We start from the raw sequence: 25,893 nt of genomic DNA, 5'->3' as shown, positions 1-25,893 counted from the left end.
TTCAGAGCCCCATTTCCCTGCGATAGAAATCGTAGAAGGCGCGAATGAGGGTCTCGGTCATCATCGTCGACTGCGCCTCGGTTCCGTGACCGCCCATCTCGAGCACCTGAAGCGCATGCGGCGATCCTTCGACCACCGGCTGCATCAGCGACAGGACTTCACTGTCCTCAAGGCTGACAAAGCCGGCGGGACCGACGAGATTGCTTTGCTTGAGGCGAAGTTCGCTGACCTGCTCGTCGTCATCGGCATAGCCGAAATAGGTCCAGACCAGCTCGTGCTTGCCGACACCCTTGGGAATGATGTGACGGACGACGAGGCAGTTGAAATATTGCTGGACGAGGATCGTCGGAAAGACCTGAAACGCGCCCATCATGCCGTCGTTGAATTCGTCGACGACCGAATTGACGACGTCGGTGTCCTGAATCTGCAGCGTCGTCTTGATGCTCTTGATCTGCGCCGAGGCTTCGGAGGTGCGGTTGCGCAGTTCGGGATCATATTGCGAATAGGTATATTCGTGCCGCCCTTCCTGCAGCGGCACGCTGTGATAGTCGCCGTCGGTGCGCAGGATGCCGAATGTCGACAGAAACGGGTGCATCAGCGTCGCGTGATAGGGGTCGCGGCTGTTTTCCCAATAGAGCTTCCAGTTGCTGTCCACGACCTGACGGCTGTAACCGACCAGGCGCAAGGGACGCCGCGATACCAGCCGGTCGAGCCGGGTGAGGATTTCCTCGCCCAGATAGTCTTCGAGCGGGGGTGTTTCGTCACTATAGGTCGCCCAGATCGAGCCGCCGCGGACGGCGACGCGCAGCTTGGTAAGGCTGTTCTTCGTCTTGTCGAAATCGCGCGGCATGCCGCCCTTTCCCTGCACGCCGCGCAGGAAAGGCAGCCCCATCAGATCGCCTTTCAGCGAATAGGACCAGTGATGATAGGGGCAGGTCAGGTCCTTGGCCTTGCCGCTATTCTGCCAGCAAAGCAGCGAGCCGCGATGCGCGCAGCGATTTTCGACGACATGGATTTCGCCGTCGGCATCGCGCGTGATGATGACCGGGCGTTCGCCGATCCAGCTGCGGCGGAAGGTGTTCGGCTCGGGAACCTCGCAGTCTAGCCCGACATAGTTCCAGACCTTGCCATAGTGGAAAACCTCAAGCTCGCGCGCGTAGATTTCGGGATCGGAATAGATCCAGGCGGGCACGCGGCTGACGCCCTCGGCCGGCCATTTTCTTTCCTGCGGTTGCGCTTCGATAGTGTCGTTCATGCTCTGCTCCGCCATCAGACCGGGATCACCAGCGTCGTGCGAATCCGGTAATTGTCGTAGACGCAGCTGCGTTCAGCGAAGCGCAGCCCCTCCGTCGTGCGAACGATACGGTCGAGGTAGCGGCCGACCATCAGCACCTGCGGGTCCTGTTCGAGAAGCGATTCGACGATCAGGAAATTCGCCTGCGCGTGAAGTTCCGCGCCCTCCTCGCCGGTAATGCGGACGCCGCTGATGAAATGACGCAGCGAGCGCGGCTGGTAGAGCGCGGCCTCCTTGAGCGCCATCAGCCGGTCGACGATCATCGCACGGCTGGAACAATAGATCGGCGCATGCCGCAGGCCAGCATCGTGGTTTTCGCGCGAAATGACCTGATACAGCGTGTCGTCGGTGAAGAAGTCGGGGAATGCCGCGAAATCCTCCGCATCGAGGCAGGCCGCATAGTCTTCGTAAAAGTCTCGCAACGCGGCCCGGTCAGCGATGGCGGGCGTGGCAGTGGACGCTAGGGTGCCCATCTCGCGCCAATCTCCTTCTCTCAAGTGTCGACAGTTTAGGCGCCGATTATGTCTGCCCGATCAAAAAGCGCGGCGCGGCGGCCGGATTTCGAAAGAGCGATCTTTGCGCGATGCGGACGTCTTTCCATTGTCGGGTCTCGGGCGCGCAGCCCAATCGCAGCCCATGGTGTTCGAAACCAATATCGTGCGCGTCGCACCGGCCGACATGGCCGCGTTCGAAACGGCATTCGCCGCGGCCGCAAAGCTCATTCGCGAGGCCCCCGGGTGCCGCAACGTCCGCCTGATTGCACAGGTCGAGGCCGAGGGCAGCTACTGGGTCATCATCGGCTGGCGCGATCTGGAGGACCATCTCGTCGCCTATGCGCAGAGCGATCGGGCCGCGCGCGTCCGGGATCTGATCGCCCCCTTCATCGTCGCAATCGAGCGCGGGCACGGAAAAGAGGTCGCGCTGACCTGACGGTCGGTTGCGACTTCAGTCCATTCCCGCATGCCGGCGCGGCATGACTTCACCGGGCGGAAGGGCGGCCGGAACGCTCATCAGACCGAGCGAACGCGAGACCACCTGACGGATGATCTGGATCACGCTGCTTTCGTTGATGCCGGCTGGCGCCCGGACGCTCAGCGACAATTGCTCGCCACGGTCGCGCGTCGGCAGCAGGATCGAGAAATGGTCCTCTCCACCCTCGCTATAGCGCACATATCCGCGAGCGCTCGACGCATCGAGTTCGGCCGCCAGCACTTCGAACCGCACCCGGTCCTGATCCTCGTCGGCGTTGAGGCGATGGACATATTTGCGCACCAGCCCGCGATCGGTGGTCAGCAGCAGCGCCAGACCCTCGGCCGATTTCAGCAACGGCAGATCCGCGCCCTGATGGGGTGCATTGTCATCACGAGCCACGACATGCAGGCATCGCACATGCACGCGTGAGTTGGTGGCAACCACCACGGTACAGCCGGTGCGGTCGGCGATTTCGTCCATCATGCCGAGCAGCTTGCCGTTGCGGACCAGTTCGGGCTCGACCCAGGCGCCCAGCATCGCAACCCGCATCGAAAGACGGAAATTCCGGCCTCGCGTTCCCCGCCGCAGATAGCCGAGATGGACCATATAGCTCAGAAGCTCGGATGCGCTCGACTGAGGGTATCCGTAGCGCCGGCAGATGTCCGTGACGCTCGCCTCCTGATGATCGGCGTCGAAATACTCCAGCACCTCGAAAACCCGCTGTGCGGACTTGATCGATTTCGCCTCTGCGACTCTCGCCATTCGACCTCTCCTATTGCCCGACCGCGTTTTCGGCCGTGTCTTTGATTCTGATCAAACGGTATAAAGTGTCGACACTTTGTGCGCAAGAGGGATGCGCCGTCGGTGTTTTTTGCACGTATGCCGTACCGACTTGCGCCCTCAATCGCCTATTCGATTTTCCTGCGCGACTGAGTGTCGACAGTGTCGCCGCCGCGTCGCCGCGATAGGAGTCGGCCCGGATTTCACGAATATTGGGTTTCCCGAATGATCGATTCGGCCATGGCTACGGCCGCCGACGCAAAGACCGCCAATGCCGAAAACGCGCTGGACCGTTTCTTCAACCCGCGATCGATCGCGGTAATCGGAGCTTCCGACGATCCCTCGCGCATCGGCGGGCGCACGCTCGACAACATTCTGCGCGGCGGCTTCGAAGGTCCGGTCTTTCCGATCAATCCGGGGCGTTCGACCGTCCAGGGCCTCAAGTCCTATCCCGACATCGAAAGCGTTCCCGACTCCGTCGCCTGCGCGGTCATCGCGCTGCCGGGCGAACTGGTCGTGCCTGCCGCGCTGGCGTGCGAGCGCAAGGGTGTCCGCGCACTCGTCATATTTTCCGCGGGCTTCAACGAAGCGGGGGAAGCCGGACGCGAACGGCAGGATCGTCTTCGCGAAATCGTCGACCGCAGCGACATGCGCATCATCGGCCCGAACTGTCTGGGCGCGTTCAACGCCGCCAACGGAACCTGGCTGAGCTTCACGACTCAGTTTCAGGAAAGGCCGAACGGTCCTGCCATCGGGATCGTCAGTCAGAGCGGCGGATCCGCCGCGCACATGCTCAAACTCGCACAAAATCGCGGCCTCGCCATCGGCAAGTTCGTGACGACGGGGAACGAGGCCGATGTCGAATTTGCGGACGGGATGTCGGCGCTGGCCGACGATCCCGAGATCGCCGTCATCGTCGCTTATATCGAAGGCGTACGGTCGGGCCCGAGCCTGATCGCGGCGCTGGAAAAGGCACGTGACGCGCGCAAGCCCGTTCTGGTGATCAAAGTGGGGCGCACGTCAGCCGGAGCACAGGCGGCTGCGTCGCACACGGCCTCCATGGCGGGCGAAGACAGCCTGTACGACGCGATATTTCGCGAATTCGGCGTGTACCGCGCGCGCACCATGGAAGATTTGCTGGACGTGGCCGGATCGCTCCTTGCCGCAGAAAGGATTCCGCAGGGAAACCGGCTGGGCATTGTGACGATTTCCGGCGGCATCGGCGCTCAAATTGCCGATGCTGCTTCGGATGACGGACTGATCCTTCCGACGGTTCCCGAAGATTGCCAGAGCCGCCTGCGCGAACGCTGCCCTCCCGGCACTTTCCTGAATCCCGTAGATGTGACTGCACAGCTTTCGACGGATCCCGGCCTGCTCGCAACGAGCATGCGGCTGATGCTGGAAACGGGCGAGTATGACGCGCTGCTCGCCTTTTTCGGCATCTATGCGGGCATTCCACGGCTTTCCGACGTATTTCTGGAAGATCTCACGCACCTTCGCTCGGATCATCCCGATGCGATCATTGCGCTTTGCATGGTCGCGCCGCCGGAAGAAACGGCGCGCTATGAAAAGGCCGGCTTTCTGGTTTTCGAAGAGCCTGCCCGCGCCATCCATGCAATCAGCGCGCTGCGCCGACTGGGCATGATGCCGTCGGAAACGGCGCCGAGCGATACCGCCGCATCCGACGGTCCCGCAATTGCCGCGGGCGGGCGCTTCGACGAAGCCGAAGCGAAGGCATTGCTCACGTCGGTGGGCATCGATGCGCCGCGCGAGAAGCTGATCGCATCGCCGGACGAAATCGAATCTGCCATGGCCGGCATGCGGTTTCCGCTGGCGATCAAGATCGTCTCGCCCGACATCGCGCACAAGACCGAAGTAGGCGGGGTTCGGCTGGGTTGTCCCGACGCGGCAGCCGCGCGCGACGCCGCCCGCGACATTCTGGACAATGTCCGCCGTGCCGCACCGCAAGCGCGGATCAGCGGCCTGTTGCTGTCGGAAATGATCGGTGAAGGCCATGAACTGATCATCGGCACCCGGCGTGACTCGATATTCGGCCAGTTCGTCATGGTGGGTTTCGGCGGCACGACCGCCGAGCTGATCCACGACGTCGCCGTCCGGCGCGCGCCGGTCGATGCGGCACAGGCCAATGAAATGCTTCGATCGCTGCGGACATTCCCGTTGCTCGACGGCTGGCGTGGCACGCCGCGCGCCGATGTCGACGCGGCCGTCGCGGCGATCTGCGCCGTTTCGCGCATTGCCGCCGCCAATGCCGAAACGCTTGAAAGCATCGAGATCAATCCGCTGCGCCTGCAGAAACAGGGTGCCGGTGCCTACGCTCTCGACGCACTCATACAGACCTGCCCCGGAGACGATGCATGACCGAACCCGTAACCTGGACGCTGGACAACGGTATCGGCCGGATCGAAATCGACAATCCTCCGGTCAACGCGCTCAGCAATGCCGTTCGCAAGGGCATTTCGGACGCGCTGAAGGCGCTTGGCGACGAACGCTCGCTCACGGCAGTCGTGATCGCTTGTGCGGGCCGCACCTTCATCGCCGGCGCGGACATCCGCGAATTCGGCAAGCCGCGCCAGCCCCCGACGCTGGCCGAACTGTGCGACCAGATCGAGCGCTTTCCGCATCCGGTTGTCGCCGCGCTGCACGGAACGGCGCTGGGGGGTGGCTTTGAGATCGCGCTCGCCTGCCATGCGCGCGTCGCGGCCATCGGAACGCGCATCGGCCTGCCCGAGGTCAAGCTGGGGCTGATCCCCGGTGCCGGAGGGACCAATCGGCTCGCACGGATCGTCGGCGCGGTCGAGGCACTGCAGATCGCGCTTTCGGGCGATCCGATCGACAGCGACCGCGCCCATGCGCTGGGTCTGGTCGACAAAGTCACCGATGGCGAACCGGTTTCGCAAGCGGTCGCGCTTGCGCGCGCGCTTAAGCAGCCGCCCGTTCCCACGCGATCGCTGCCGATCGAAGGCGCGGAGTCGGCCGCACTGGAAGAGCGCATCGCCAAGGCGCTTTCGAAGACCGCAGGGCAGCACGCGCCGGCGGCCATCGTGGAATCGCTGCGCCGCGCCATCGCCTTGCCCTTTGATGAGGCAGTCGCAGCGGATCGCGAGACATTCGCGGATCTCAGCGCCGGTGCCCAGTCAAAGGCGCTGCGCCATGCCTTTTTCGCCGAGCGGCAGGCCGCCAAGTTCGACTCGCCTGTAGGCTCGGGCAAGCGGATTGAAAAAGTCGCGATCCTCGGCGCGGGGACGATGGGCGGCGGAATCGCGATGAGCTTTGCCGCAGCCGGAATCGCGGTTTTGCTGATCGACACCGGCACCGAAGCGCTGGAGCGTGGTCTCGCGCGCATACAATCCAACTACGACCGCTCGGTTTCGCGCAAATCCATTTCGGCGGACGAAGCCGAGCGGCGGCTCGCGCGGATCGCCACTGCCACGGATCGTGCGTCGGCGGCGGACGCCGATCTGGTGATCGAGGCCGTGTTCGAGGACATGGACCTCAAGAAACAGATTTTCAGCGATCTCGAGGCGATTTGCGCGCCCGACTGCATCCTGGCGTCGAACACCTCCGCGCTCGACATCGATGCGATCGCACATGTTCTGAAGCATCGCGACCGGTTCGTGGGGATGCATTTCTTCAGCCCCGCCAATGTGATGAAGCTGTGCGAGATCGTGCGTGGGGCCGACACGTCAGCCGCGACCATCGCCAGCGCGATTACGGTCGCCAGACGAATCGCCAAAATTCCGGTGGTGTCGGGAAATTGCGACGGCTTCATCGGCAACCGCATGGTGGCGAAGCGCAGCGCGCAGGTCGATCGCCTGTTGCAGCAGGGCGCGCTGCCGCAACAGGTGGACGCGGCGCTCAAGGCGTTCGGCTTTCCCATGGGGCCGCTGGCAATCAACGACATGTCGGGTCTCGATATCGGCTACAGCATCCGCAAGCGGCGCGGGACAAGCTTCCCGATTGCCGATGCCGTTGTCGAGAGCGGCCGGCTGGGCCAGAAAACGGGCGGCGGCTATTATCGGTACGAAGCCGGTTCGCGTACGCCAATCGCCGATCCCGAGGTCGCCGCGCTGATCGAACAGGTTCGCGCGAGGCTCGGCGTCGTGCCGCGCGAATTCGACGAGGGCCAGATGATCGAGCGGATGATCTATCCGCTCATCAACGAAGGCGCGAAGATCCTTGAGGAAGGAATCGCCCAGCGCGCGTCGGACATCGATGTCGTCTGGCTCAACGGATACGGATTTCCGCGCTGGCGGGGCGGGCCGATGTTCCATGCCGGAACCGTCGGCCTGTCCGAAATCGCGCAGAAGCTCACCCTATTCGCGGAGGAAACCGGCGATGCTTCGCTCATGCCCTCCGCACTGCTCGTTCGGCTCGCCGGGGCGGGCGCCACTTTCGATGACTGGGACAAGGGCACGCTGCGCGACGCGGCGTGATCAGGGAGGATGTGATGTCAGATTACAGCAGCTACGAATTCATCACGGTCGAAAAGCGCGCCGACGGCGTCGCGATCGTGACGATGAGCCAGCCGGAAAAGCTCAATTCGATCGGTCCGGAACAGCATAAGGAAATGGAATATATCTGGGTCGATCTGGCCCGCGACGAGGATATCAAGGTCATCATCCTGACCGGCGCCGGTCGCGCCTTCTCCGCTGGCGGCGACGTCAAGAAAATGGCTGCGCGCGCCGGCACCGAATTCGGACTGAAATACGCGCTGCGCGTGCCGCAGAACACGCTGCGCCTGTTCGAACATATGCTGCTTGTCCCGCAACCGATCATCGCTGCCGTCAATGGCGACGCGATCGGGCTGGGGCTCACCGTCGCGCTGATGGCGGATATGAGCATCGTTGCCGATGACGCGCGGCTCGGCGACACGCATATCAAGGTCGGTCTGGTGGCGGGCGATGGCGGCGCGGTGATCTGGCCGATGATCGTCGGGCCGCAGCGCGCCAAGGAATTCCTGATGCGCGGCAAACTGCTCAAGGGCAGCGAAGCGGCGCAGATGAACCTGGTCAACTATGCGGTTCCCAAGGCGGACGTGCTCGCCGAGGCGGAAAAGATCGCAGTGGAAATCGCATCGCAACCGGTCTGGGCCGTGCGGTTCTCAAAGGCGGCAGTGAACAAGCAGGTGAAGGCGCAGCTCAATCAGGTGCTCGAACTGTCGATCGCCTATGAATCGGTCACCATGCTGACCGAGGATTACAAGGAAGCGGCGAATGCGTTCGCCGAACGGCGGACGCCCGAATTCAAGGGATATTGAATCGAGGATGCGGGCACCGGCCTGACGCCGGGAAAAGCGTCAGGCCGCCAGCCCGTCCGCATCGGCGATGAGATCGATATGGTGATCGGCATCGCCGAGCAGCGCGTCGATCGCAGTCAGTCGCTTGAAGGCGTGGCCGACCTTATATTCCGACGTGATTCCGATTGCGCCGTGCATCTGAACGGCTTCCTGGCCGATCATGCGGCCCGAGCGACCAACCTGCACCTTCGCCGCCGAAATATTCTTCCGCCGCTGATCGCCGGGAAGGTCGAGCGAAAGCGCGGCGAGGATCGCCATGCTGTGCGAAAGTTCAAGCTCGATCAGCATGTCGACGGCGCGGTGGCGTAGCGCCTGAAACGAACCGATCGGCACGTCGAACTGCGTGCGGGTCTTCAGATATTCGGTGGTGAGATCGAAGGTTTCGCGCATCGCACCAACCGCTTCGGCCACCAGCGCCGCATTGGTTTCCTCGAACACGCGCGCGAGAATCGCTTCGCCCTGCCCCGGCTCGCCGAGAAGTGCGTCGCCGGGGAGCGCGACATCGGCAAGTGTCATGGTCGCCAGCGGCGTGCCATCATAACCCGTAGCGCGCACGACATCGACGCCGGACAGTTTCGTGGGGACGAGGAACAGCGCCATTCCCGCTTCGGTCTGCGCGCTCACGATCAGTTCGTCGGCACCCGCACCATGCGGCACCGAAATCTTGCAGCCATCGAGGCGCCATCCCTCGCCGGCACGACGTGCCGTTGTCGCGACGTCAAAGGAATGGCGCGGCATTGCCGGCTCCTGATGCGCCAGCGACATGATGTGCGATCCGGCGATGATCGCCGGGATCCGCGCTGCCCTCTGTTCTTGCGATGCGGCATTGCGCAACGCAGCGCCGGCCATGACGACCGTGCTCAGATAGGGTTCGATCACCAGCCCCCGACCCAGCGCGGTCATGATGATCATCGTCTCGACGCCACCGCCGCCGAAGCCGCCATCTTCCTCGGCAAAGGGAAGGCCCAGCAGGCCCAGCTCCGCCAGCGCGCTCCAGTTCTCGCGGCTCCAGCCCCCATCCCCGGCCATGATCTTCTGGCGCGTTTCAAACGCGTATCGGTCCGCCACGAACCGGTCGACCATGTCCGCGAGCATCTGTTGCTCTTCGGAAAATTCGAAATTCATCTTGCCGCCTCAAAATCCCAGGATCGATTTCGCGACGATGTTGCGCTGAATCTCGTTCGCGCCGCCGAAGATCGATACTTTGCGCATCGTGAAATAGAACGGCGCCGCCGCCTCGACCCAGCCTTCGCCGGCTGTATTCGCCTGCGCCTGCGCATCGGTTGCAAGCCCCGCGGGCCCGGCCAGTTCGAGCACAAGTTCGGTCATCCGCTGCTGGATTTCGGTACCCTTGATCTTGAGGATCGAGGCCGCATGTCCGGCATGCGCGCCATGGGCATCGGCCGCGACGACTCGCAACTGCGTCAGTTCCAGCGCGCGAAGCTCCACTTCCACCTCGGCAAGCTTGCGCCGCAGCCGATCGCGCTCGCGCCCGGTCAGCATCCCGCGTTCCGCCAGATCTCGCTCCAGCGCCCGCAGCTGAATGAGCCGCTCCTTGGAAAGGCCGATCCGCGCGATACCGCTCCGCTCGCCGCCGAGCAGCGCCTTGGCATAATCCCAGCCCCGGCCTTCCTCGCCGATCCGGTTTTCGACCGGAACGCGGACATCGTCGAAAAAGACTTCATTGGCGTCGTGTCCGCCGTCGATCGTCTCGATCGGCCGCACGGTGATGCCCGGCGTCTTCATGTCGAGCAGCAGGAAGGTGATCCCCTGTTGCTTGCGGCCCGAGCTGTCGGTGCGCACCAGCGCGAACATCCAGTCGGCATGTTGCGCTTGGGTGGTCCAGATCTTCTGGCCGTTGATGACATAGTCATCGCCGTCGCGCGTCGCGCGCGTTTTCAGCGCGGCAAGGTCGGAACCGGCGCCCGGCTCTGAAAAGCCCTGGCACCACCAGTCGTCGAGATTGGCGATCCGCGCGAGAAAGCGGTCCTTTTGCGCGTCCGTGCCAAAGCGCGCGATGATCGGGCCGATCATATTGATGTTGAACGGCGATCCTTCGGGCGCATGCGCCAGCGCCATTTCCTCCTGATAGATATAGCGCTGGGCCGGCGACCATGCCTGTCCGCCATATTCGACGGGCCAGTTGGGCACTGCCCAGCCCCTGGCATTCAGGATACGCTGCCAGCGGACGATATCGTCCTTTTCCAGATGCCGCCGCTCGATCATCTTTGCGCGCAGATCGTCGGGCAATGCTTCGCGAAAGAAGGAACGCACTTCGTCGCGGAACGCCAGTTCCTCGGCCGTGAAATCGAGATCCATGCGCTCAGGCCATTTCCGCAGTGGCGACGTCGGTCGTCTCGGCAAGATCGCGCATCAGACGCCGCACATCGGCAATTGTTTCGAGCGTTTCGAGATCGCTCGCGACGCGAGCCTGTACTTCGGGCGCAAGCAGCCCTTCGACGCAGCGATCGAACTTTTCGAGCGTTTCCGCACGCGACAGCGGATTGGACGCATCGCCCCGAGCCACGGTCGCAACAGCTTCGATCCTGCTGCCGTCGCGCAATTCGATCGTGATGCGGTCGTGCGCACCGAGCTGATCATAACCCCATTCGTCATGGACGATCATCCGCACCTTGCCGCGCTGGGCGAGAATTGCGGGGTCGTGGAGCTTTGCTTCGGAAAAACTGCTGACGCCCATCGGCTCGCCGACCAGCGTGGCGCCAACCACGTGCGGCAGGCTGAAGCGCGCTTCCTCGACATCATGCGGTTCGGGATATTTCATGATCGCCGGGAAGGCCGCATTCACTTCGACACGCACCTCGGCAACCGCGTCGGCCACGATGCCGTTGCTTTCGATCATGTCCTTCAGGCAATCGATGATCCGCTGGAGCATGTAGCAGCAGGGATATTTCTTCTGGCCGACCGCCATGACCCGCAGGTCCGATCCGGTGCCGGGCGACAGTGCCAGATCGGGCAAGCCGCCAAGCGCATCGAAATAGCCCGCCTTGCCCTCCAGAATCGAAGGATTGCCGCCGAGACCGAGCGCCGCGAGCTCCGCCGCCATGATCCCGTCGCGCGCCGTGAACCCTGCCTCGATCACATGCGCCGACGAGCCGGTCTGGCGCACCAGCCCGCCCCCCACCGACGCTGCCAGCGTGATCGCGGCGCAGGTGGTCTGTTCGTCGAGCTTCATCAGTTTCGACGCCGCTGCCGCAACGCCCAGCGTTCCCACATTGGCGCAGGACAGAATGCCACGCGCCGCAGCGCCACCGTTGGAAAGCGCCATTCCCGGCCGGGCTGCGACTTCGAAACCGACGATCACCGCTTCGATCACGTCGCGCCCGGACGAACCGAGCTTTTCGCCGAGGGTGAAGACCGCCGGGATCAGGCAACAGGTATATTGCGCCTCCGGCCAGGCGACATCTTCCAGTTCGGTGCAGTGCGAGGAATCGCAATTGAGCATCGCCGCAAGCTGCGCCGAAGCACCAAATCCAAAACCGATCACGCTGGCTTCGGCGGTACTGCCCTGAGCCCGGACATAGCGCGCCATGGTGCCGGAAACCTTCATCCGCGCGCCGAGTACTGCCGACCCCAGCGAACTGATGCAAAGATCCTTGGCGCGATCGACCACTTCCGGATCGATTTGGGTGAGGTCAGTCGTCACCACATAATGCGCAAGCTGCTGCGCGATCGTCATGTGCTTCCTCCGTGTCTGGCGAAAGTCATCGGAAGCACGCGGTTCGCGGTCAACGCGCGCCCGAGAGCACGCGCGCCAATTCGGGTAAGCGATGTTTGGCGTCAGTCGCGCAGTGCAAGCAGAACCCGGCCGTTGCGACCGCGGCGGCGCGCCGCATCTAAGGCCATATCCACGGCACCGAGGTCATGAATCGAATCGACCGGCTCGGGATGCGCCTCCAGCAGCTTTGCAAGCCGATCGTAAAAGGCGCGCAAATCGTCCATGTCGCGATCGACCTCGGTCCGCCGGAGGCTGAAGCCCCGGATCGTGAGATCGCGCCCCGTCAGCAAGGTTGACGCTATGGTACAGGGCTGACCGGAAATATGGCCATAGACGATAAGCCGCCCGCCGGGGCGCAGCTTTGCGGCAAGTTCCCCCGTCGCCGTCCCCGCCAGCGCATCGAGCGCGCCGTCGGCAGTGCCCTCCGCTGCAGCGGCGACATCCTCCGCCCGGATTCCGGCAGCACCGGCCAGAATGTCGATCCAGCGCACCACCGAGGAGCGCGAAGCGTTGTGGACGAGGCAATCGCCCCGGCGAAGCGCCAGCGCTTCGATCAGACGCGCGGCGGTGGCGGGGTTGATCCGAAGGAACGCCGCCTGGCTGTCCTGCAGGGTGGCGGGGACACGAAGGAACTCACCTGCGCGGAGCAGCCGGTGCGTGGCCCAGTTTCCGCGCGACATCGGGATAACCCGGCTGCCGACAAGGTCCGGCGAAAGATCCTGCCCCACTTCCTCGACCATGCCGACGCCTTCGGCGCCCGGAACCAGGGAAGCCTCGCCAAAGCCGGCATAGCGCCCGTCGATCGACAGAAGGTCGGCCGGATTGACTGCTGCGAACAGCATCCGGACACGGATTTCGCCTTTCGCGGGACGTCCGGGATCGGGTACCGCCCGGACTCGGGCCGTGCCGCCCGGCTCTTCCGGCGGAAATACCGCAAGACATTTCAACGGCTCACGCCTTCAGATAACCCAGCACCTGCTCCGTGGTCCGCAACCGCGAAAGGCGCGGCGCGATGTTTTCGAGCACGAAGTCGTGCTGAGCGAGCGTCATTGCCGCCACCGCGTCGGTCACCAGTATCTGGCCATAGCCATGGGCATAGGCTTCGCGCATCGTCGTATCGACGCCGATATGCGTCACCAGCCCGGTCATCAGCAGCGTATCGATGCCGCGCCGACGCAGATGCGCATCGAGATTGGTCCCGTGGAATGCGCCCCAATTATATTTGTCGACGATGACGTCGCCATCCTCGGGACCGAGTTCCGGCGCGATTTCGCGCATTTCGTCGGTGAGGACAAAGCCGCCGGCGAAGCTGGTTTCCGAGGGCACATCCAGCTGCGGCATCGCATTGTCCGCGTGCCCGACGCGCACCAGCACGACCAGCACGCCAGCTTCGCGACAGGCGCGCGCGAGTCTGGCGCAATGATCGAGCACCTGCGGCGCCGGAGTCGGCGCGGTCTCCATCGCCACAGTGAAATTCTGCATGTCGATGACGATGAGAGCCGTCCTGGACGGCTCGATCGCTATGGCTTCCGGTTCCATCCTTGCTCCTTCGTTTGCCGTTGGATTAGCCGGAAAGCGCGCCGGCGGCAGCCGCGCCATAGGGCATCGGCCAAGTCTTCGCATAAGCGAAATTCGACCCCGGACCGGCTTCGCGATTGGACGGTCCTGCTGCACAATTGCTCAATGCCGGCGAGTCAGTGAGGAAACCCGAATGAGTGTGAAAGTCGACATCGCGGACGGTATTGCCACCGTTACGCTCGACCGGCCCGAGGCGCGAAATGCCATCAATATCGCGATGCGCGAGCAGCTATGGGTCGCGTTCGAAGCCTTGTCCGAGGACGATGCGGTCAAAGTCGTCATCCTGACCGGCGCCGGAGATCATTTCTGCGCGGGGATGGACGTCAAGGAAATGGGCGGCGGCGGCATCGACTGGTCGCTGACCAAGATCCGGCGCCTTCACCGCATATCCCGAGCGATCATGGGATTGCGCAAGCCGGTGATCGCCGCAGTCGACGGTTCGTGCGTCGGCGTCGGCTGGAGCTACGCGCTGTCGTGCGACTTCGTGATCGCTTCGGATCGCGCCCGATTTGCCCAGATCTTCAACAAGATCGGGCTTGCGCCGGATGGGGGCGCGGTCTGGTTGCTGCGGCGATATGTCGGCGCGATGCGCGCCCGGCAGATCGTCTATTCGGCGCGGATGGTTCCCGCCGAAGAGGCATTGCAGCTGGGGCTGGTGCTGGAAACCACGTCGGCAGACGCGCTGATGGCGCGCGCGCAAGCCTTTGCCCGGCAACTCGCCGACGCACCATCGCTCGCGATCGGCATGGCCAAGCGACAATTCGCGCTGGCGGAAACCCTGAGTTTCGACGAATTCCTCGAAGCGGAGACCGCGATGCAGCCGCTGATGAGCCGCACCGACGATCATCACGAAGGCATTCAGGCCTTCCGCGAAAAGCGGGCGCCCAAATTTTCGGGCGCCTGATGCCTCAGGCGGCGTAGTCGCGCATCACCTTGCCCGGCAGGCGCTGCTGCGCAGAAATCGGGCCGTTACTGTCCGCCAGCTGTTGGCCATTGACCCAGACGCCATGGACGCCGAGCGCGTCGGTGCGCAGGCGGTTGGCGCCACCGGGCAGGTCGTGCAGCCGCTGTTTGGGCCCGATGCCGACCGTTTCAGGATCGAACAGCAGCAAATCCGCCGCCTTGCCGACGGTCAGCGTGCCGCGGTCGCGGATGCCGAACAGATTTGCCTGCTGCCCGGCGAGGCGCCGTGCGGCTTCTTCCAGCGACAATACGCCAAGCTCGCGCACCCAGCGGCCGAGCAGATGCAGGCCATAGCCCGCCTCGCACAGGAAGCTGAGATGCGCGCCCGCGTCGCCCAGGGAAATCTGATTGTCGGGGTCCTGGAGGATGCGGCTCACCGCCGGCACGTCGAAATTGGAGAATTCGGTCGCGTAAAGCGTCTTCAGATCCTCTTCGAGCGCCAGATCGAGGAACTGGTCGAACGGATGCTTCCCGTTTTCGGCGGCGAGCTCGGCGACCGACCGTTCCTCGGCGGCACGATTCTTTTCCAGCGCCGCTTCGGCGACGGTCAGCGTGTCCCAGTTTCCGCGGAAGATGCGCATGCCCGGATTGGTGGCGATTTCTTCCTTCATCGCCGCGCGCCACGCCGGATCGCGGAGCACTGCCTTATAGGCTTCGCCGCTGCCCGCCTCGATCGCCGGCTTCCAGGCGTCATAGGCTTCGAACGGGTATGGATTTTCGAGCGTGAAATCCATCGCCATCGGCATGCAGGAGCACTGGCCGTAGAGGCGACGGCCACGCTCGCGCGCGTTACGCAGCGCCGCCAGATCCTCGAACACCTTGTTCGGTGCCGCCGGATGGTGGCGCATCGCCGACACCAGCACCGGACGACCCGAGCATTCGGCAAGCCGCTCGACCCAGTCGATGTCGGTCTTGGAACCCTTGACCACCATCAGCGTGCCCTTGCGCTTGCTGCCGACAGTCGCCGCGATCGCCTGAAACTCTTTGTCCTGGGCAAGGCGCGACGGCATCGGCACCCCGCCCCAGCCGACATGCTGTTCATGGACCGAGCTGGAAAAGCCGATCGCGCCGGCATCCATCGCGTCCGCCACGATCGCGCACATCGCCTGAATCTCGTCGTCATTGGCCGCGCGTTCGGTCGCGTCCTTGCCCATGACGAAGGTGCGCAGCGCCGAATGGCCGATATAGACGCCGATATTGGGGCCCACGCCCTGCCGCTCGATCATTTCGAGATATTCGGGAAAGCTCTCGAAATTCCAGCGGATACCTTCCTCCAGCGCCTCCAGCGCCATGCCTTCGACTCGGGTGAGATGGCCCATCATCAGTTGCCGGTCGTCGGGACGGCAGGGCGCGATCGTGAAGCCGCAATTGCCCATGATCACCGTCGTCACGCCGAGCGCCGGAGACGGATCGCATAGCGCGTCCCAGGTGACCTGCGCATCATAATGGGTGTGCGAATCGATGATGCCCGGCATCAGCGCCAGACCGTCGGCATCGATCGTCTCGGCCGCGTCGCCGAGATCGCTTCCGATCGCGACGATCTTGCCGTTGGCAACCGCCAGATCCTGCCGTTCGGGCACCGATCCGAGGCCGTCGAGGAGAAGGGCATTGCGTATCACGAGGTCGTGCATGGTCATCCGGTCCTTGCTGGGTCGCGGTCCGCACTATCCTACTCGGCCCGCCTGCGCGTGACCCGGCGGCACATCCCGCCAACTTATCGAATGAGCGAAGCCGGTCAGGACAGATAGACGACCTTCTGCTCCTGGAACGAGCGCAGACCCTCAAGCCCGCCTTCGCGACCAAGTCCCGATTGCTTGTAGCCGCCATAAGGAAGCGTGCGATCGACGAGCACGGCGTTGCGCGCCACGTTTCCGCTCCGCAGCTTGCGGGCAAGCCGCCAGACCGCGTCGTCGTCATGCGTGAACACGCTCGCATACAGGCCATATTCGCTGTCGTTGGCGATCGCCACGGCCTGTTCCTCATTGTCATAGGGAATGACGCAGACGACCGGGCCGAAAATCTCTTCGCGCGCGATCCGCATACTGTTGTCGACATGATCGAACAGCGTCGGTTCGACATAGAAGCCGCGATCGAGATGCGCCGGACGACCGCCGCCGGTGACGACACGCGCCCCTTCCCGACGACCGATCGCGATATATTCCTCGACACGGTCGCGCTGTCGCTCGATTGCGAGCGGCCCCATCTGCGTTTCCGGGTCAAACGGATCGCCCAGACGGATTGCCCGCATCCGCGCGGCGAGTGCCTCGACCAGTGCATCGTGGCGCGACCTGTGGACCAGCACGCGCGTCAGTGCCGAACAGGCCTGCCCCGCCTGCATCGTCGCGCTGGGGACCAGCCGTTCGACGGTTTCTTCAATCGACATATCGTCGAGCAGGATCGCGGCGGACTTTCCGCCCAGCTCCAGCGCGACGCGCGCGATCCGGTCGGCGCAGGCATGGGCGATCCTGCATCCCGTCGCGGTGCTGCCGGTGAACGTCACCTTGTCGACGCGCGGATCGGTGATCAGCGCTTCGCCGGCCTCGTTCCCGCCCGGCAGGATGCTGACGACTCCTTCCGGCAATCCCGCCGCGTCGACGCATTCGGCAAGCAGATGCGCGTCGAGCGGCGTCGAAGGCGCAGGCTTGAGCACGACGCTGCATCCCGCCGCGAGCGCGGGCGCCAGTTTGAGCACACTCAGGTTGAGCGGCGCATTCCACGGCACGATCGCCGCCACCACGCCGACCGGATCGAGCGTGGTCCAGGCCTCGCCATTGGCGCGTTCGCGCTTTTCGACCGTCACATCGGCTTCGAGCAGATCGGCGTACCAGTCGAACACGCGCGGCGGCCCGGCGGTGCTGTTGAACGAGACCGACCAGGGCGAGCCCATTTCGAGCGTCAGCGCGGCTGCAAGCTGTTCGTGACGGGCGCGGAGTTCGTTTGCGATCACGCGCAGTTTCCGTGCACGTTCGGGGACCGGCGTGTCCTGCCATATCCGGCTGTCGAAACTGTCCTTCGCGCTCGCCACGGCCTGCGCAACATCCTGCGCCGATGCCGATCCGACGCTGGCAACTTCCTGTTCTGTGGCCGGGTCGATCACCGACAAACGGCCGGAACCGGTCGGGCTGGTCCAGCGCCCGGCCAGATAGATCGCGTCGGGGTTGGCGAGCTCCAATGTCCGCTTCACATCGCATTCCTTGCATCTTCGAGGATCATGTCGGACGCCTTCTCGGCGATCATCACCACCGGCGCGGCGGTATTGCCCGATGGCACCGACGGCATGATTGCCGCGTCCGCCACGCGCAGATTGGCGAGCCCGTTCACCCGCAGTCGCGGATCGACGACGGCATCGCGCCCGACGCCCATCCGGCACGTGCTGGTGAAGTGATGTCCGGGCGACGCGATCGCGCGGACATGCGCGAGCAGTTCCGCATCCGAACTGTCGAGCGGCGGGTCCGATGATTTGATGAAATCGCTCATCGGCTGGTGCGCCATCGCACGAAGCAGCCGACGCAACGCCGCGACGGTCGCGCGCTGGTCGACGATGCTGTCGAGATAGCGGGGGTCGATTAGCGGCATCTCGCCAGGATCGGCAGTGGCAAGCCGCAGCGATCCACGGCTTTCGGGCCGCAACTGATAGGCCGATGCCATGAACCCGGATTGCGCGCGCAGTTTCCTGCCGTCGGGCGTCGTGCTGAAGGCAAGCAGATAGGCCTGGCTGTCCGGCCTGCCGCGCGAGCCGTCAGCACGATAGAAGGACCCGGCATAGCCCGCCGCCACCGTCAACGGCCCGCGCCCGAGCAGCAGATATTCCAGCCCCGACATCGCTTGCCCGACCGGCCCGCGCAGCCGATCGTTGATTGTCACCGGCCGCGTCGCTTCGAAGGTACAGCGAACGTTGAGATGATCCTGCAGCCCTTCTCCGACCGGAGCGTCGCGCAGGAGGTCGATACCATGCTCGCGCAGATGCGCCGCCGGACCCACACCCGAAAGCATGAGCAATTGCGGGGAAGCAAGCGCGCCGGCGGTCAGGATCACTTCGCGTTCCGCGGCGATACGCATCGCCTGCCCGCTGTCGCGCTCTACCGCGACACTGTCGGCGCGACGCCCGTCGAAGCCGATCCGCTTGACGCGCATCCGCGTCAGCACCTGCAGATTGGGCCGCTTGCGTGCCTCGCGAAGGAAACCCTGCGCCGTGGAGCAACGCCGCGTGCCGCGAACGGTCATCTGATAATAGCCGACGCCTTCCTGTTCGGCGCCGTTGAAATCGCGGCTATGCGGCAGGCCATCGGCTTCCCAACCACGGATAAAGGCTTCGCACAACGGATGACTCGAGACCGGGTCGCGAACCGCGAGCGGTCCGCCGACGCCATGCCACGCATCGGCTCCGTTCCGCTGATCCTCCGAGCGCCGGAAATAGGGCAGGACATCGTCATACCCCCAGCCGGTGCAACCCTGCGCCGCCCAGCCGTCGAAATCCTCGCGCTGCCCGCGCACATAGAGCAGGCCGTTGGTGGCACTGCTGCCACCCAGCACCTTGCCGCGCGGCACGCCGATCCTGCGGCCATCGAGCTGCGGCTGGGGAACGGTGCTGAAACGCCAGTCGAACCGCGGATCGCCCGTCACCTTGCCATAACCGATGGGGATATGAAGCCAGGGATGATGGTCCGCACCTCCGGCTTCGATCAGGATAACCGAATATCGACCGCAGGCGCTCAATCGGTTGGCAAGGACGCACCCGGCCGTCCCGCCACCGACAATGACAAAGTCGGCGCGCATCGCCGGTGCGGTCTTCTGGTCCATATGAGGCTTGGCTAACGACAGACCGGCTATGCGACGATGGCGCCGCGCGCCTGGCCTGTCGTTTATCGCAGATGTGATGGGGCGGATCGCGCTGCGCGGTTCGCCATAGCGTCGCTATGCCCGGGAAACCCGGATCGTCAGTAGTCCAGTCCGGGATAGCCGCCGCCGTTTACGAAAAGCAGATCGCCATTAATCCCCTTCGACCGGTCGGAGCACAGGAAGACATAGGTGTCGGCGACTTCGCTCATCGTCATATAGCGGCCGATCGCAGTCATCTCCGCAAGTCGCGTGACGGCATCCGCCGGGGGCGCGTTCTCGCGCCGCGGCATCGGCTCCGCCGGCCGGACGGCACCGGCTTTCTGCGTGCGGACGATGCCCGGGGAGACCGCGTTGACGCGCACGCCGCGCGGCGCCGCTTCCAGCGCCAGCGTGCGAGTCATATTGACCAGACCGCCCTTGCCCGCCGCCTGCAGCGCGAAACCGTAAATGGGAAAATGCGCGGCGTCGGCCGAGGTGTTGACGATCGACCCGCTGCCTTGCGGATACATGATCCGCAGCGCTTCCTGACAGCAGAAGAAAGTGCCGCGCAGATTGACGTTGAGCACCTGATCCCATTGCTCGACCGTGACGTCGAGCGTTTCGCCGCGCCACGAATAGCCGCCGATATGGCAGGACGCATCGAGCCGCCCCCAGCTTTCTGCGACCCTCCCGAACGCACTCCGGATCTGATCGACGTCACCGACATCGACTTCGAGCGCCAGCACCTCCACGCCCATGCCGCGCAGCTCTTCCGAAGTGGCCTCGTTCGCGTCGCGGGACACGTCCAGACACGCGATTCTGACCGCGCCCTCGCGCGCGCAGACAAGCGCCGTTTCGCGACCGATCCCGCTCGCCGTTCCGGTAACGAGGACGGTTTTGTCCTTCATCAGCATAGCCATCTCCCGCTTCTTTTGTGTCGCCCGTGTTAGGCCGCCGGGCACGGACGAGAAAGCCGCGCGCGAGAAATCGGATAGGCGAAAGCGAAGCGGGTCATATCGACTTGGCGCTGTCACATCCGCAAACCCGTCTCCCGGATTGAGAGGAGTCAGGAAATTGGCAACCGATTACAGCAAACTGAGCCCCGCCTATCGCGGATATGCGCTCGGCCTGATGACGGTCATGTTCACACTGGCGAACATCGACCGCTCGATTCTGTCGATCCTGATCGAGCCTATCCGGATCGAATATGGCCTTTCCGACACCCAGGTCGGGATGCTCACCGGGCTGGCCTTTGCCGTACCCTATGCGATCTTCGTCATTCCGCTCGGCGCGATGGCCGATCGCGCCAATCGGGTGCGTCTGATCGTCCTGCTCATGCTCGGTTGGAGTACGCTGACCGCAGCGACCGGCCTCGCCCAGTCATTCCTTATTCTGGTGCTGGCGCGGATGGCGCTGGGCGCGGCGGAATCCGGATGCGCGCCGACGCTCACCTCGCTGACCAGCGATATCTTCCCCGCGAAGCGCCGGGGATCGGCGATGTCGTGGCTCTATTTCTCATCGCCGCTCGGCGTGACGCTGGGCCTTGCCATCGGCGGGCTGGTCGCCGCGCATTTCAGCTGGCGAACGGCGTTCTTCGTCGTGGGACTACCCGGGCTGGCGCTTGCCCTACTGGCCGCATTCACGCTGCGCGAGCCGGTTCGCGAAACCACCGACGGGCCGAACGAGGGGACGAAGGAACCGTCTTCCATCGCGAAGGCGCTCGGGGTCGTCATGCGCGACCGCCGTCTGCTGTTCCTGATGCTCGGAGGTGCGTTCTGCATCGGTGGCCAGGCGGCCACCAGCATCTTCATGGGGCCCTTCCTCATCCGCCTGCACAATATGGATGTGGGCCAGGCGGGCACGCTGCTCGCGCTTACCTATGGGATCGGCGGGATGATCGGGATGCCGCTGGGCGGATATATCACCGACTATATCACCTCGCGCTTTCCGGGGCGTGAGCTGACCTTTTTCGGCTTCGTCAATATTGTCGTGTTCGTGATCGCCGCGGCGGCGTTTCTGGTACCCAGCTGGCCAGTGGCGATCGCTTTGCTCGCAATCTACTCTGCGGGCTGCGTCCTCTATTACGGCGTGACCTTCGCCAGTTTCGCGCAATGGTCGCCACCGCATCTGCGCGCCGGGGCCAGCGCGGTGCTGCTGCTCGCGATGAACCTGTTCGGCTATGGCGTCGCGCCGCAGTTCGCCGGTGTCATGAGCGACGTCGCCGGAGCGATGGGCGTGGCCCAGCCGCTGCGGATCGCGATGGTCGGATCGAGCACCCTGTTCGCGATCGGCGGTATCTTCCTGCTGTTTGCGGGGCGCGCGGCGATGCGACGGGGGACTGACTGAACGCAGGTCGATCGGGCAGGCCACGCGCCTGCCCGTCGGGCCCGCGCCGATTTCAGTTTTGGGAGAGAGCGGTCTCGGCGGCGATGGCGCCGAATGCGAATGCTTCGCCCAGATTGGCACCCGGCGAAGGATAGAGGATCCCGATCGCGCCGCCGAGTTCCCCGGCCCCGAACAGGCCGGGGATGGGCTCGCCATGGGGCGTCAGTATCCGCGCCTTCGCGTCGCGACGCGGTCCGCCATTGGTCGTGGCGCCGCCCGGATAGACAGGGACGCAATAAAAGGGCCCCTCTTCGAGCGGAACCAGCGACGATTCCGGCCGGCCATGCGCGTCGACGCCTTCGGCGCAGCCCTGATTATATTGGGCGACCGTCCGCGCTGCCGCTTCGGGGTCGGGGCATCCGGCGAGCCGGGCCGCCTCTTCGACCGTGTCGGCTTCCGCGATCCAGCCCAGGTCGATCTCCGCGCGATTGTCGGGGCTCCACGCATAATGGCCGTATGACCCGCCGGACACAGGGCGCGCTTCGATCCGGCGCTTGTCGAATATCCAGTAGGACGGGATGCGCGGATGCTCGAGCAGGTCGGCATCATAGTGCAGCATCTCATAATAGAAATTCGGCTTGGAAACCGCCTGCAGATATTCGTTCGCGAAGCGACGGCCATATTTGTCGACGATCACATAGCCGGGCGGGTTGAGCGAGACATTGAAGGTCATCTCGCGCCCGTCGGGATGTTTGAAATGCCCGACCGCGCGACCGATCATCTGGTTCATGTGCCACAGGTCCGCCCCGACCGCCTGCGCCATCTTGATGCCGTCGCCGGTGTTGGACGTCGCCCCGTAGAAATAGATCGGATAGGCCTTGAGATAGTTCAGGATCATCTCCTGATTCTGCTCGAATCCGCCGCTCGCCAGCACCACGCCACGGCTGGCGCGCACTTCGAACTCATCGCCGTTGCGCTTGCAAAGCACGCCTGAGACGCGCCCGCCATCCTGGATCAGGCGCTGCGCCTCGCATTCGAAGATGCAGGTGATATCGGCCTCGGCCTCGACTGCTTCGACGAGAAGATCGTGGAGCGTCTGACCGTTGCCGAACGGCACCGGCCATTTGAAAGCCAGCTCGCCGGGGGCAGGCAGCTCATATTCGATAGCCGACGGATCCGCGCCCTTGGGCAGCGGCGCATAGACCTTGATCGATTCAAAACCGGGTAATTTGGGATACCAGCCGCCCGCGGCGTGCATCGAGGATATGCCCATCTCCTGCGCCCATCGCTCGACGCTTACTGCGCGCTCGGCCCAGGCCCTGCTCACATCGATGGGGATCATGCCCCCGGAGCAGGCGTCGAGATAGCGTGTCGCTTCCTCGACATCGTCGGCGCCCATGAACAGCCCGCCGGACATTCGCGTGCTGGAATAATGCGCGTCGGCCGGCTGTTTCTCGATCAGGAGGACTTTGGCTCCCCGACGTGCGGCAGTGAGTGCCGCCGCCGCGCCCGCTGCGCCGAAACCGACAATGGCAAGATCATATTCATGGGTCATGCTTCCGTGGCTATGTGCTCCGGAGCGGCCTGTAAACGGCGCCTCACGCTTATTCGGATGAGCGAAATTCTCGGCTCGTGCGCAGGATTTTACGGCCGATTCTGGGGCACGCAAAAGGCAAAGCGCCCCCGCCACGCAAGGTGACGGGGGCGGCAATTAGCCGGATATTCGGTCGTGACCTGGTCCCGAGGGTCAGTTGCCGAAATCGTAGCGCAACTGAAGGCCAAACTGGCGCGGGGCGCCCGGCACCACTGCGGCAAATCCCAGCGAGGAATATACCGAAGCAAGCGGCTGAAACTCGATGTTGTTGGTGACGTTGCGCACGAACAATGTGGCGTCGACTCCGGTACCGCCGATGCTCGCCGCCTTCAGATATAGATCGAGCTGGTCGTGCGCCGGGATCAGGTCATAGGGGATCGTCGCATTGTCGATACCCAGATAGCTGTCCCTGCCCGAATAGGCTGCGGTGAAGCTGACCGTTCCGATGTTGTCGCTCCTGATCAGATCGACCGTCCCCGAAATCCGCCAGTTGTTCTTGGGAACGCGTGCGAAGGGCTGCGACGAAAGATCAGCACCCGAGAACGGGTCGATGAACTTGTCGAAGCTGGCATCGGTATAGCCCCAGAAGCCGCTGATCCGCACCCGGTCGGTCGGGACGAAGGTGGCTTCCAGCTCGACACCCTGAATGGTCGCTTCGGCCGCGTTGACCACGACGGTGAAGGGGCTGCCGGAAGTCGTGTCGACTGCCTGGCGCTGCACGTTGGTGTATTTCGAATGGAACAGCGCGATGTTGGTCTGAAGGAACGCGCCGCCCAGATGCCAGTCGCGTTTCAGACCCAGTTCCAGGCTGCGGACATATTCCGGCTCGAACGCGCGGCGCAGCCCTGCCTCGGAAGTGGCGCGGGCCGAGAAACCGCCGGCGCGATAGCCACGACGATAGCTGGCATAGAGCAACGTATCGCCATCGGGCTTGTAATTGACCGCGATATTATAGGTGAATGCATCGAAATTGGCCGACGCGTCGACGCGACAGGCCGGAGTGTCCCCCGGATTCACTTCCGGCGTTGCGGGATTATTGTCGTCGTCGATCGTGAAAGCGCATCGGGTGTCAATGACGTGATTCAGGATCGTGGCACCACGTTCATCCCAGGTGTAGCGACCACCGAGCGTCAGCGAGAGCCCGTCAACCAGCTCGTACGTGCCTTCGGCATAAAGCGCGTAGCTGCTATTATCGAACTTCTGCCGGTTGTCGGTCGCGCCGGGAACAAAGGTGGTCGAAGATTCCGCTCCGCCCGTCTCGGTTCCCAGGATCACGCTCGACGCATTGTTTTCGCCGGTTTCGTGGAAATAATAGGCCCCGACGATCCAATCCAGCGCACCCGAGGTTCCGGCCAGCTGCAGCTCGTCGCTAACCTGCTTCGACGAGTCATAAATCTCCGTCTGGAGAACCGGGTGTTCGGTCCCGTCCAGGTCGACGAGAATGTGGCTGTCGACATTGCGATAGCCGAAGATGTTCTTGAGCGTGATATCGCTGGTGAGATCGAACGTCGTCGTGTTCTGGACGTCAAACGTCTCGACCCGGTTGAATTCCGGCGTGCCGTTGTTGATGCGCAAGTCGCCGCGCGCCTTCTGCTCTGCCGAGAGCTCGGCGACCGGCCGATAGTTCTTGGCAGCGCCGAGCAGCGCAATATAGCCCGTGGGATTGAGGTAGTTCGCAAAGCCGCCGGTCCCGCCGTCATCCTCGTTGAAATAGTTGAGCATCGTGACGTTCTCGACCGAACCGTGCCGCAGCAGCAAAGAGCCGCGCAGCGAATAATTCTGTGTGTTGTTGACGTTACGCTTGAGCGTTTCGTCATAGATGTAGCCGTCATCATTCGATGTCGAACCACCGAGGCGAACCGCCGCGAAGTCGGACAGCGGCAGATTGATATACGCGTCCGCGTTGAAGGTACCGAACTCGGCAACGGTCGCACCGGCACTTCCCTCGACTCGATCGGTGTTGGGCAGATTGGGCCGGATGATGATCGCACCGCCCGTCGCGTTCTTGCCGAACAGCGTACCTACCGGTCCGCGTATGACCTGAACGCTGTTGACGTCGAACAGCGTCTGGTTGAGCCCCTGGGTTCGCGCCATCACGACATCGCCGAAATAGACGCTTACCGAAGGGTCGGACAGACCGCCGCGTTCCGATTGCGACTGGCCACGAATCGAAAACTGCGGCGCGGACTTGGCGCCGCCGGCGGTGCCCGCCACGGAAATCATATTCGGCGTCATGGAGCCGACATCGGCGACCGAATTGACCTGATTGAGGCGCAGGGCGTCCTGATCGACCGCAGTTACCGCGAGCGGCACGTCCTGCAGCGCTTCTTCGCGGCGCGTCGCGACGACGATGATCTCATTGCTCTGGACCGCACTCGTATCATCGGCGGGCCGATCCTGCGCATAGGCAGGAGCACACCACGCCACCAATCCGGTAGTGACCATCAAAGCGCTGCAAATATGACGTGATTTCATAGCTGTCTCTCCCCACATATTTTATAGTTGTCGGGCCGAAG

Annotated in this window: 20 protein-coding genes; 6 read left to right on the top strand and 14 right to left on the bottom strand. The window is 63.7% G+C overall.

Features of this window, described 5'->3' with window-relative positions:
• Position 1 precedes the first annotated feature (1 nt).
• Both DKB74_RS00535 and DKB74_RS00530 read right to left on the bottom strand, forming a co-directional pair.
• Entirely contained in the window at positions 2 to 1,255 is a 1,254-nt protein-coding gene (locus DKB74_RS00535) for an aromatic ring-hydroxylating oxygenase subunit alpha (RefSeq protein ID WP_109807020.1), read from the bottom strand.
• 14 nt (positions 1,256 to 1,269) lie between these two features.
• Positions 1,270 to 1,767: an aromatic-ring-hydroxylating dioxygenase subunit beta gene (locus DKB74_RS00530; RefSeq protein ID WP_109806182.1), complete on the bottom strand. Its 498-nt coding sequence runs from the start codon at positions 1,765 to 1,767 to the stop codon at positions 1,270 to 1,272.
• Between the two features lie 103 nt (positions 1,768 to 1,870).
• Between DKB74_RS00530 and DKB74_RS00525 the strand changes: the two genes are divergently transcribed.
• Positions 1,871 to 2,224, top strand: coding sequence for an antibiotic biosynthesis monooxygenase family protein (locus DKB74_RS00525; protein ID WP_161956752.1), 354 nt, complete (start codon positions 1,871 to 1,873; stop codon positions 2,222 to 2,224).
• Between the two features lie 15 nt (positions 2,225 to 2,239).
• Here DKB74_RS00525 and DKB74_RS00520 read toward each other — a convergent pair whose 3' ends face one another.
• Complete coding sequence (locus DKB74_RS00520) at positions 2,240 to 3,028, bottom strand: helix-turn-helix domain-containing protein (RefSeq protein ID WP_109806180.1); 789 nt, start codon at positions 3,026 to 3,028, stop codon at positions 2,240 to 2,242.
• 258 nt (positions 3,029 to 3,286) lie between these two features.
• On the opposite strand from DKB74_RS00520, the gene DKB74_RS00515 reads away from it, so the two are divergent.
• From DKB74_RS00515 to DKB74_RS00505, 3 genes are read left to right on the top strand one after another with little or no spacing between them, the layout of a single operon-like run.
• On the top strand, positions 3,287 to 5,425 hold the full coding sequence (locus DKB74_RS00515; protein ID WP_161956751.1) for an acetate--CoA ligase family protein: 2,139 nt from the start codon (positions 3,287 to 3,289) through the stop codon (positions 5,423 to 5,425).
• Entirely contained in the window at positions 5,422 to 7,500 is a 2,079-nt protein-coding gene (locus DKB74_RS00510) for a 3-hydroxyacyl-CoA dehydrogenase NAD-binding domain-containing protein (protein WP_109806178.1), read from the top strand. The genes DKB74_RS00515 and DKB74_RS00510 overlap by 4 nt, the downstream gene beginning before the upstream one ends.
• A gap of 14 nt (positions 7,501 to 7,514) precedes the next feature.
• The gene (locus DKB74_RS00505) at positions 7,515 to 8,324 is read left to right on the top strand and encodes an enoyl-CoA hydratase/isomerase family protein (RefSeq protein WP_109807019.1); all 810 of its coding nucleotides are present in this window, start codon (positions 7,515 to 7,517) and stop codon (positions 8,322 to 8,324) included.
• A 39-nt stretch (positions 8,325 to 8,363) separates the two neighbouring features.
• Here DKB74_RS00505 and DKB74_RS00500 read toward each other — a convergent pair whose 3' ends face one another.
• The 5 genes from DKB74_RS00500 to DKB74_RS00480 all read right to left on the bottom strand — a co-directional run bounded on the left by DKB74_RS00500 (position 8,364) and on the right by DKB74_RS00480 (position 13,638).
• Positions 8,364 to 9,488 (bottom strand): acyl-CoA dehydrogenase family protein, encoded by a 1,125-nt coding sequence (locus DKB74_RS00500; RefSeq protein WP_109806177.1) that lies wholly within the window; start codon positions 9,486 to 9,488, stop codon positions 8,364 to 8,366.
• A gap of 9 nt (positions 9,489 to 9,497) precedes the next feature.
• Positions 9,498 to 10,682 carry an acyl-CoA dehydrogenase family protein gene (locus tag DKB74_RS00495; protein WP_109806176.1) on the bottom strand — a complete coding sequence of 395 codons (1,185 nt, stop codon included), beginning with the start codon at positions 10,680 to 10,682 and terminating at the stop codon, positions 9,498 to 9,500.
• A 4-nt stretch (positions 10,683 to 10,686) separates the two neighbouring features.
• Positions 10,687 to 12,060 carry an MmgE/PrpD family protein gene (locus DKB74_RS00490; RefSeq protein ID WP_109806175.1) on the bottom strand — a complete coding sequence of 458 codons (1,374 nt, stop codon included), beginning with the start codon at positions 12,058 to 12,060 and terminating at the stop codon, positions 10,687 to 10,689.
• Between the two features lie 101 nt (positions 12,061 to 12,161).
• On the bottom strand, positions 12,162 to 13,046 hold the full coding sequence (locus DKB74_RS00485; RefSeq protein WP_145960868.1) for an alcohol dehydrogenase catalytic domain-containing protein: 885 nt from the start codon (positions 13,044 to 13,046) through the stop codon (positions 12,162 to 12,164).
• Positions 13,047 to 13,050: 4 nt separating this feature from the next.
• The gene (locus tag DKB74_RS00480; protein ID WP_161956750.1) at positions 13,051 to 13,638 is read right to left on the bottom strand and encodes an isochorismatase family protein; all 588 of its coding nucleotides are present in this window, start codon (positions 13,636 to 13,638) and stop codon (positions 13,051 to 13,053) included.
• A gap of 172 nt (positions 13,639 to 13,810) precedes the next feature.
• Here DKB74_RS00480 and DKB74_RS00475 point away from each other — a divergent pair, with 172 nt between their 5' ends.
• Positions 13,811 to 14,581: an enoyl-CoA hydratase/isomerase family protein gene (locus DKB74_RS00475; RefSeq protein WP_109806172.1), complete on the top strand. Its 771-nt coding sequence runs from the start codon at positions 13,811 to 13,813 to the stop codon at positions 14,579 to 14,581.
• 4 nt (positions 14,582 to 14,585) lie between these two features.
• On the opposite strand, the gene DKB74_RS00470 is transcribed toward DKB74_RS00475, so the two are convergent.
• The 4 genes from DKB74_RS00470 to DKB74_RS00455 all read right to left on the bottom strand — a co-directional run bounded on the left by DKB74_RS00470 (position 14,586) and on the right by DKB74_RS00455 (position 20,378).
• Entirely contained in the window at positions 14,586 to 16,271 is a 1,686-nt protein-coding gene (locus DKB74_RS00470; RefSeq protein WP_161956749.1) for an N-acyl-D-amino-acid deacylase family protein, read from the bottom strand.
• 104 nt (positions 16,272 to 16,375) lie between these two features.
• Positions 16,376 to 17,824: an aldehyde dehydrogenase gene (locus DKB74_RS00465; RefSeq protein WP_109806170.1), complete on the bottom strand. Its 1,449-nt coding sequence runs from the start codon at positions 17,822 to 17,824 to the stop codon at positions 16,376 to 16,378.
• Entirely contained in the window at positions 17,821 to 19,416 is a 1,596-nt protein-coding gene (locus tag DKB74_RS00460) for a GMC family oxidoreductase (RefSeq protein ID WP_476715122.1), read from the bottom strand. Before DKB74_RS00460 ends, DKB74_RS00465 begins: the two co-directional genes overlap by 4 nt.
• Positions 19,417 to 19,577: 161 nt before the next feature.
• Positions 19,578 to 20,378, bottom strand: a complete 801-nt coding sequence (locus DKB74_RS00455) for an SDR family NAD(P)-dependent oxidoreductase (RefSeq protein ID WP_109806168.1) — start codon at positions 20,376 to 20,378, stop codon at positions 19,578 to 19,580.
• A 154-nt stretch (positions 20,379 to 20,532) separates the two neighbouring features.
• Here DKB74_RS00455 and DKB74_RS00450 point away from each other — a divergent pair, with 154 nt between their 5' ends.
• Entirely contained in the window at positions 20,533 to 21,804 is a 1,272-nt protein-coding gene (locus DKB74_RS00450) for an MFS transporter (RefSeq protein WP_109806167.1), read from the top strand.
• A gap of 52 nt (positions 21,805 to 21,856) precedes the next feature.
• On the opposite strand, the gene DKB74_RS00445 is transcribed toward DKB74_RS00450, so the two are convergent.
• Positions 21,857 to 23,338 (bottom strand): FAD-dependent oxidoreductase, encoded by a 1,482-nt coding sequence (locus DKB74_RS00445; RefSeq protein WP_109806166.1) that lies wholly within the window; start codon positions 23,336 to 23,338, stop codon positions 21,857 to 21,859.
• A 192-nt stretch (positions 23,339 to 23,530) separates the two neighbouring features.
• Positions 23,531 to 25,852 carry a TonB-dependent receptor gene (locus DKB74_RS00440; protein WP_161956748.1) on the bottom strand — a complete coding sequence of 774 codons (2,322 nt, stop codon included), beginning with the start codon at positions 25,850 to 25,852 and terminating at the stop codon, positions 23,531 to 23,533.
• Between the last annotated feature and the right edge of the window lie 41 nt (positions 25,853 to 25,893).

Origin of the sequence: Stakelama portus (assembly GCF_003171655.1) — a bacterium.
Lineage (GTDB): Bacteria > Pseudomonadota > Alphaproteobacteria > Sphingomonadales > Sphingomonadaceae > Sphingomonas > Sphingomonas portus.
The sequence above is the reverse complement of the archived record's forward strand: the minus strand, read 5'-3'. Positions and strand labels throughout refer to the sequence as shown.

Excerpts from the sequence above, each read along its gene's own strand:
- DKB74_RS00535 (WP_109807020.1), bottom strand. The coding sequence starts at position 1,255 with ATGAACGACACTATCGAAGCGCAACCGCAGGAAAGAAAATGGCCGGCC.
- DKB74_RS00530 (WP_109806182.1), bottom strand. The coding sequence starts at position 1,767 with ATGGGCACCCTAGCGTCCACTGCCACGCCCGCCATCGCTGACCGGGCC.
- DKB74_RS00520 (WP_109806180.1), bottom strand. The coding sequence starts at position 3,028 with ATGGCGAGAGTCGCAGAGGCGAAATCGATCAAGTCCGCACAGCGGGTT.
- DKB74_RS00515 (WP_161956751.1), top strand. The coding sequence starts at position 3,287 with ATGGCTACGGCCGCCGACGCAAAGACCGCCAATGCCGAAAACGCGCTG.
- DKB74_RS00510 (WP_109806178.1), top strand. The coding sequence starts at position 5,422 with ATGACCGAACCCGTAACCTGGACGCTGGACAACGGTATCGGCCGGATC.
- DKB74_RS00505 (WP_109807019.1), top strand. The coding sequence starts at position 7,515 with ATGTCAGATTACAGCAGCTACGAATTCATCACGGTCGAAAAGCGCGCC.
- DKB74_RS00500 (WP_109806177.1), bottom strand. The coding sequence starts at position 9,488 with ATGAATTTCGAATTTTCCGAAGAGCAACAGATGCTCGCGGACATGGTC.
- DKB74_RS00495 (WP_109806176.1), bottom strand. The coding sequence starts at position 10,682 with ATGGATCTCGATTTCACGGCCGAGGAACTGGCGTTCCGCGACGAAGTG.
- DKB74_RS00490 (WP_109806175.1), bottom strand. The coding sequence starts at position 12,060 with ATGACGATCGCGCAGCAGCTTGCGCATTATGTGGTGACGACTGACCTC.
- DKB74_RS00480 (WP_161956750.1), bottom strand. The coding sequence starts at position 13,638 with ATGGAACCGGAAGCCATAGCGATCGAGCCGTCCAGGACGGCTCTCATC.
- DKB74_RS00475 (WP_109806172.1), top strand. The coding sequence starts at position 13,811 with ATGAGTGTGAAAGTCGACATCGCGGACGGTATTGCCACCGTTACGCTC.
- DKB74_RS00470 (WP_161956749.1), bottom strand. The coding sequence starts at position 16,271 with ATGCACGACCTCGTGATACGCAATGCCCTTCTCCTCGACGGCCTCGGA.
- DKB74_RS00460 (WP_476715122.1), bottom strand. The coding sequence starts at position 19,416 with ATGCGCGCCGACTTTGTCATTGTCGGTGGCGGGACGGCCGGGTGCGTC.
- DKB74_RS00455 (WP_109806168.1), bottom strand. The coding sequence starts at position 20,378 with ATGGCTATGCTGATGAAGGACAAAACCGTCCTCGTTACCGGAACGGCG.
- DKB74_RS00445 (WP_109806166.1), bottom strand. The coding sequence starts at position 23,338 with ATGACCCATGAATATGATCTTGCCATTGTCGGTTTCGGCGCAGCGGGC.
- DKB74_RS00440 (WP_161956748.1), bottom strand. The coding sequence starts at position 25,852 with ATGAAATCACGTCATATTTGCAGCGCTTTGATGGTCACTACCGGATTG.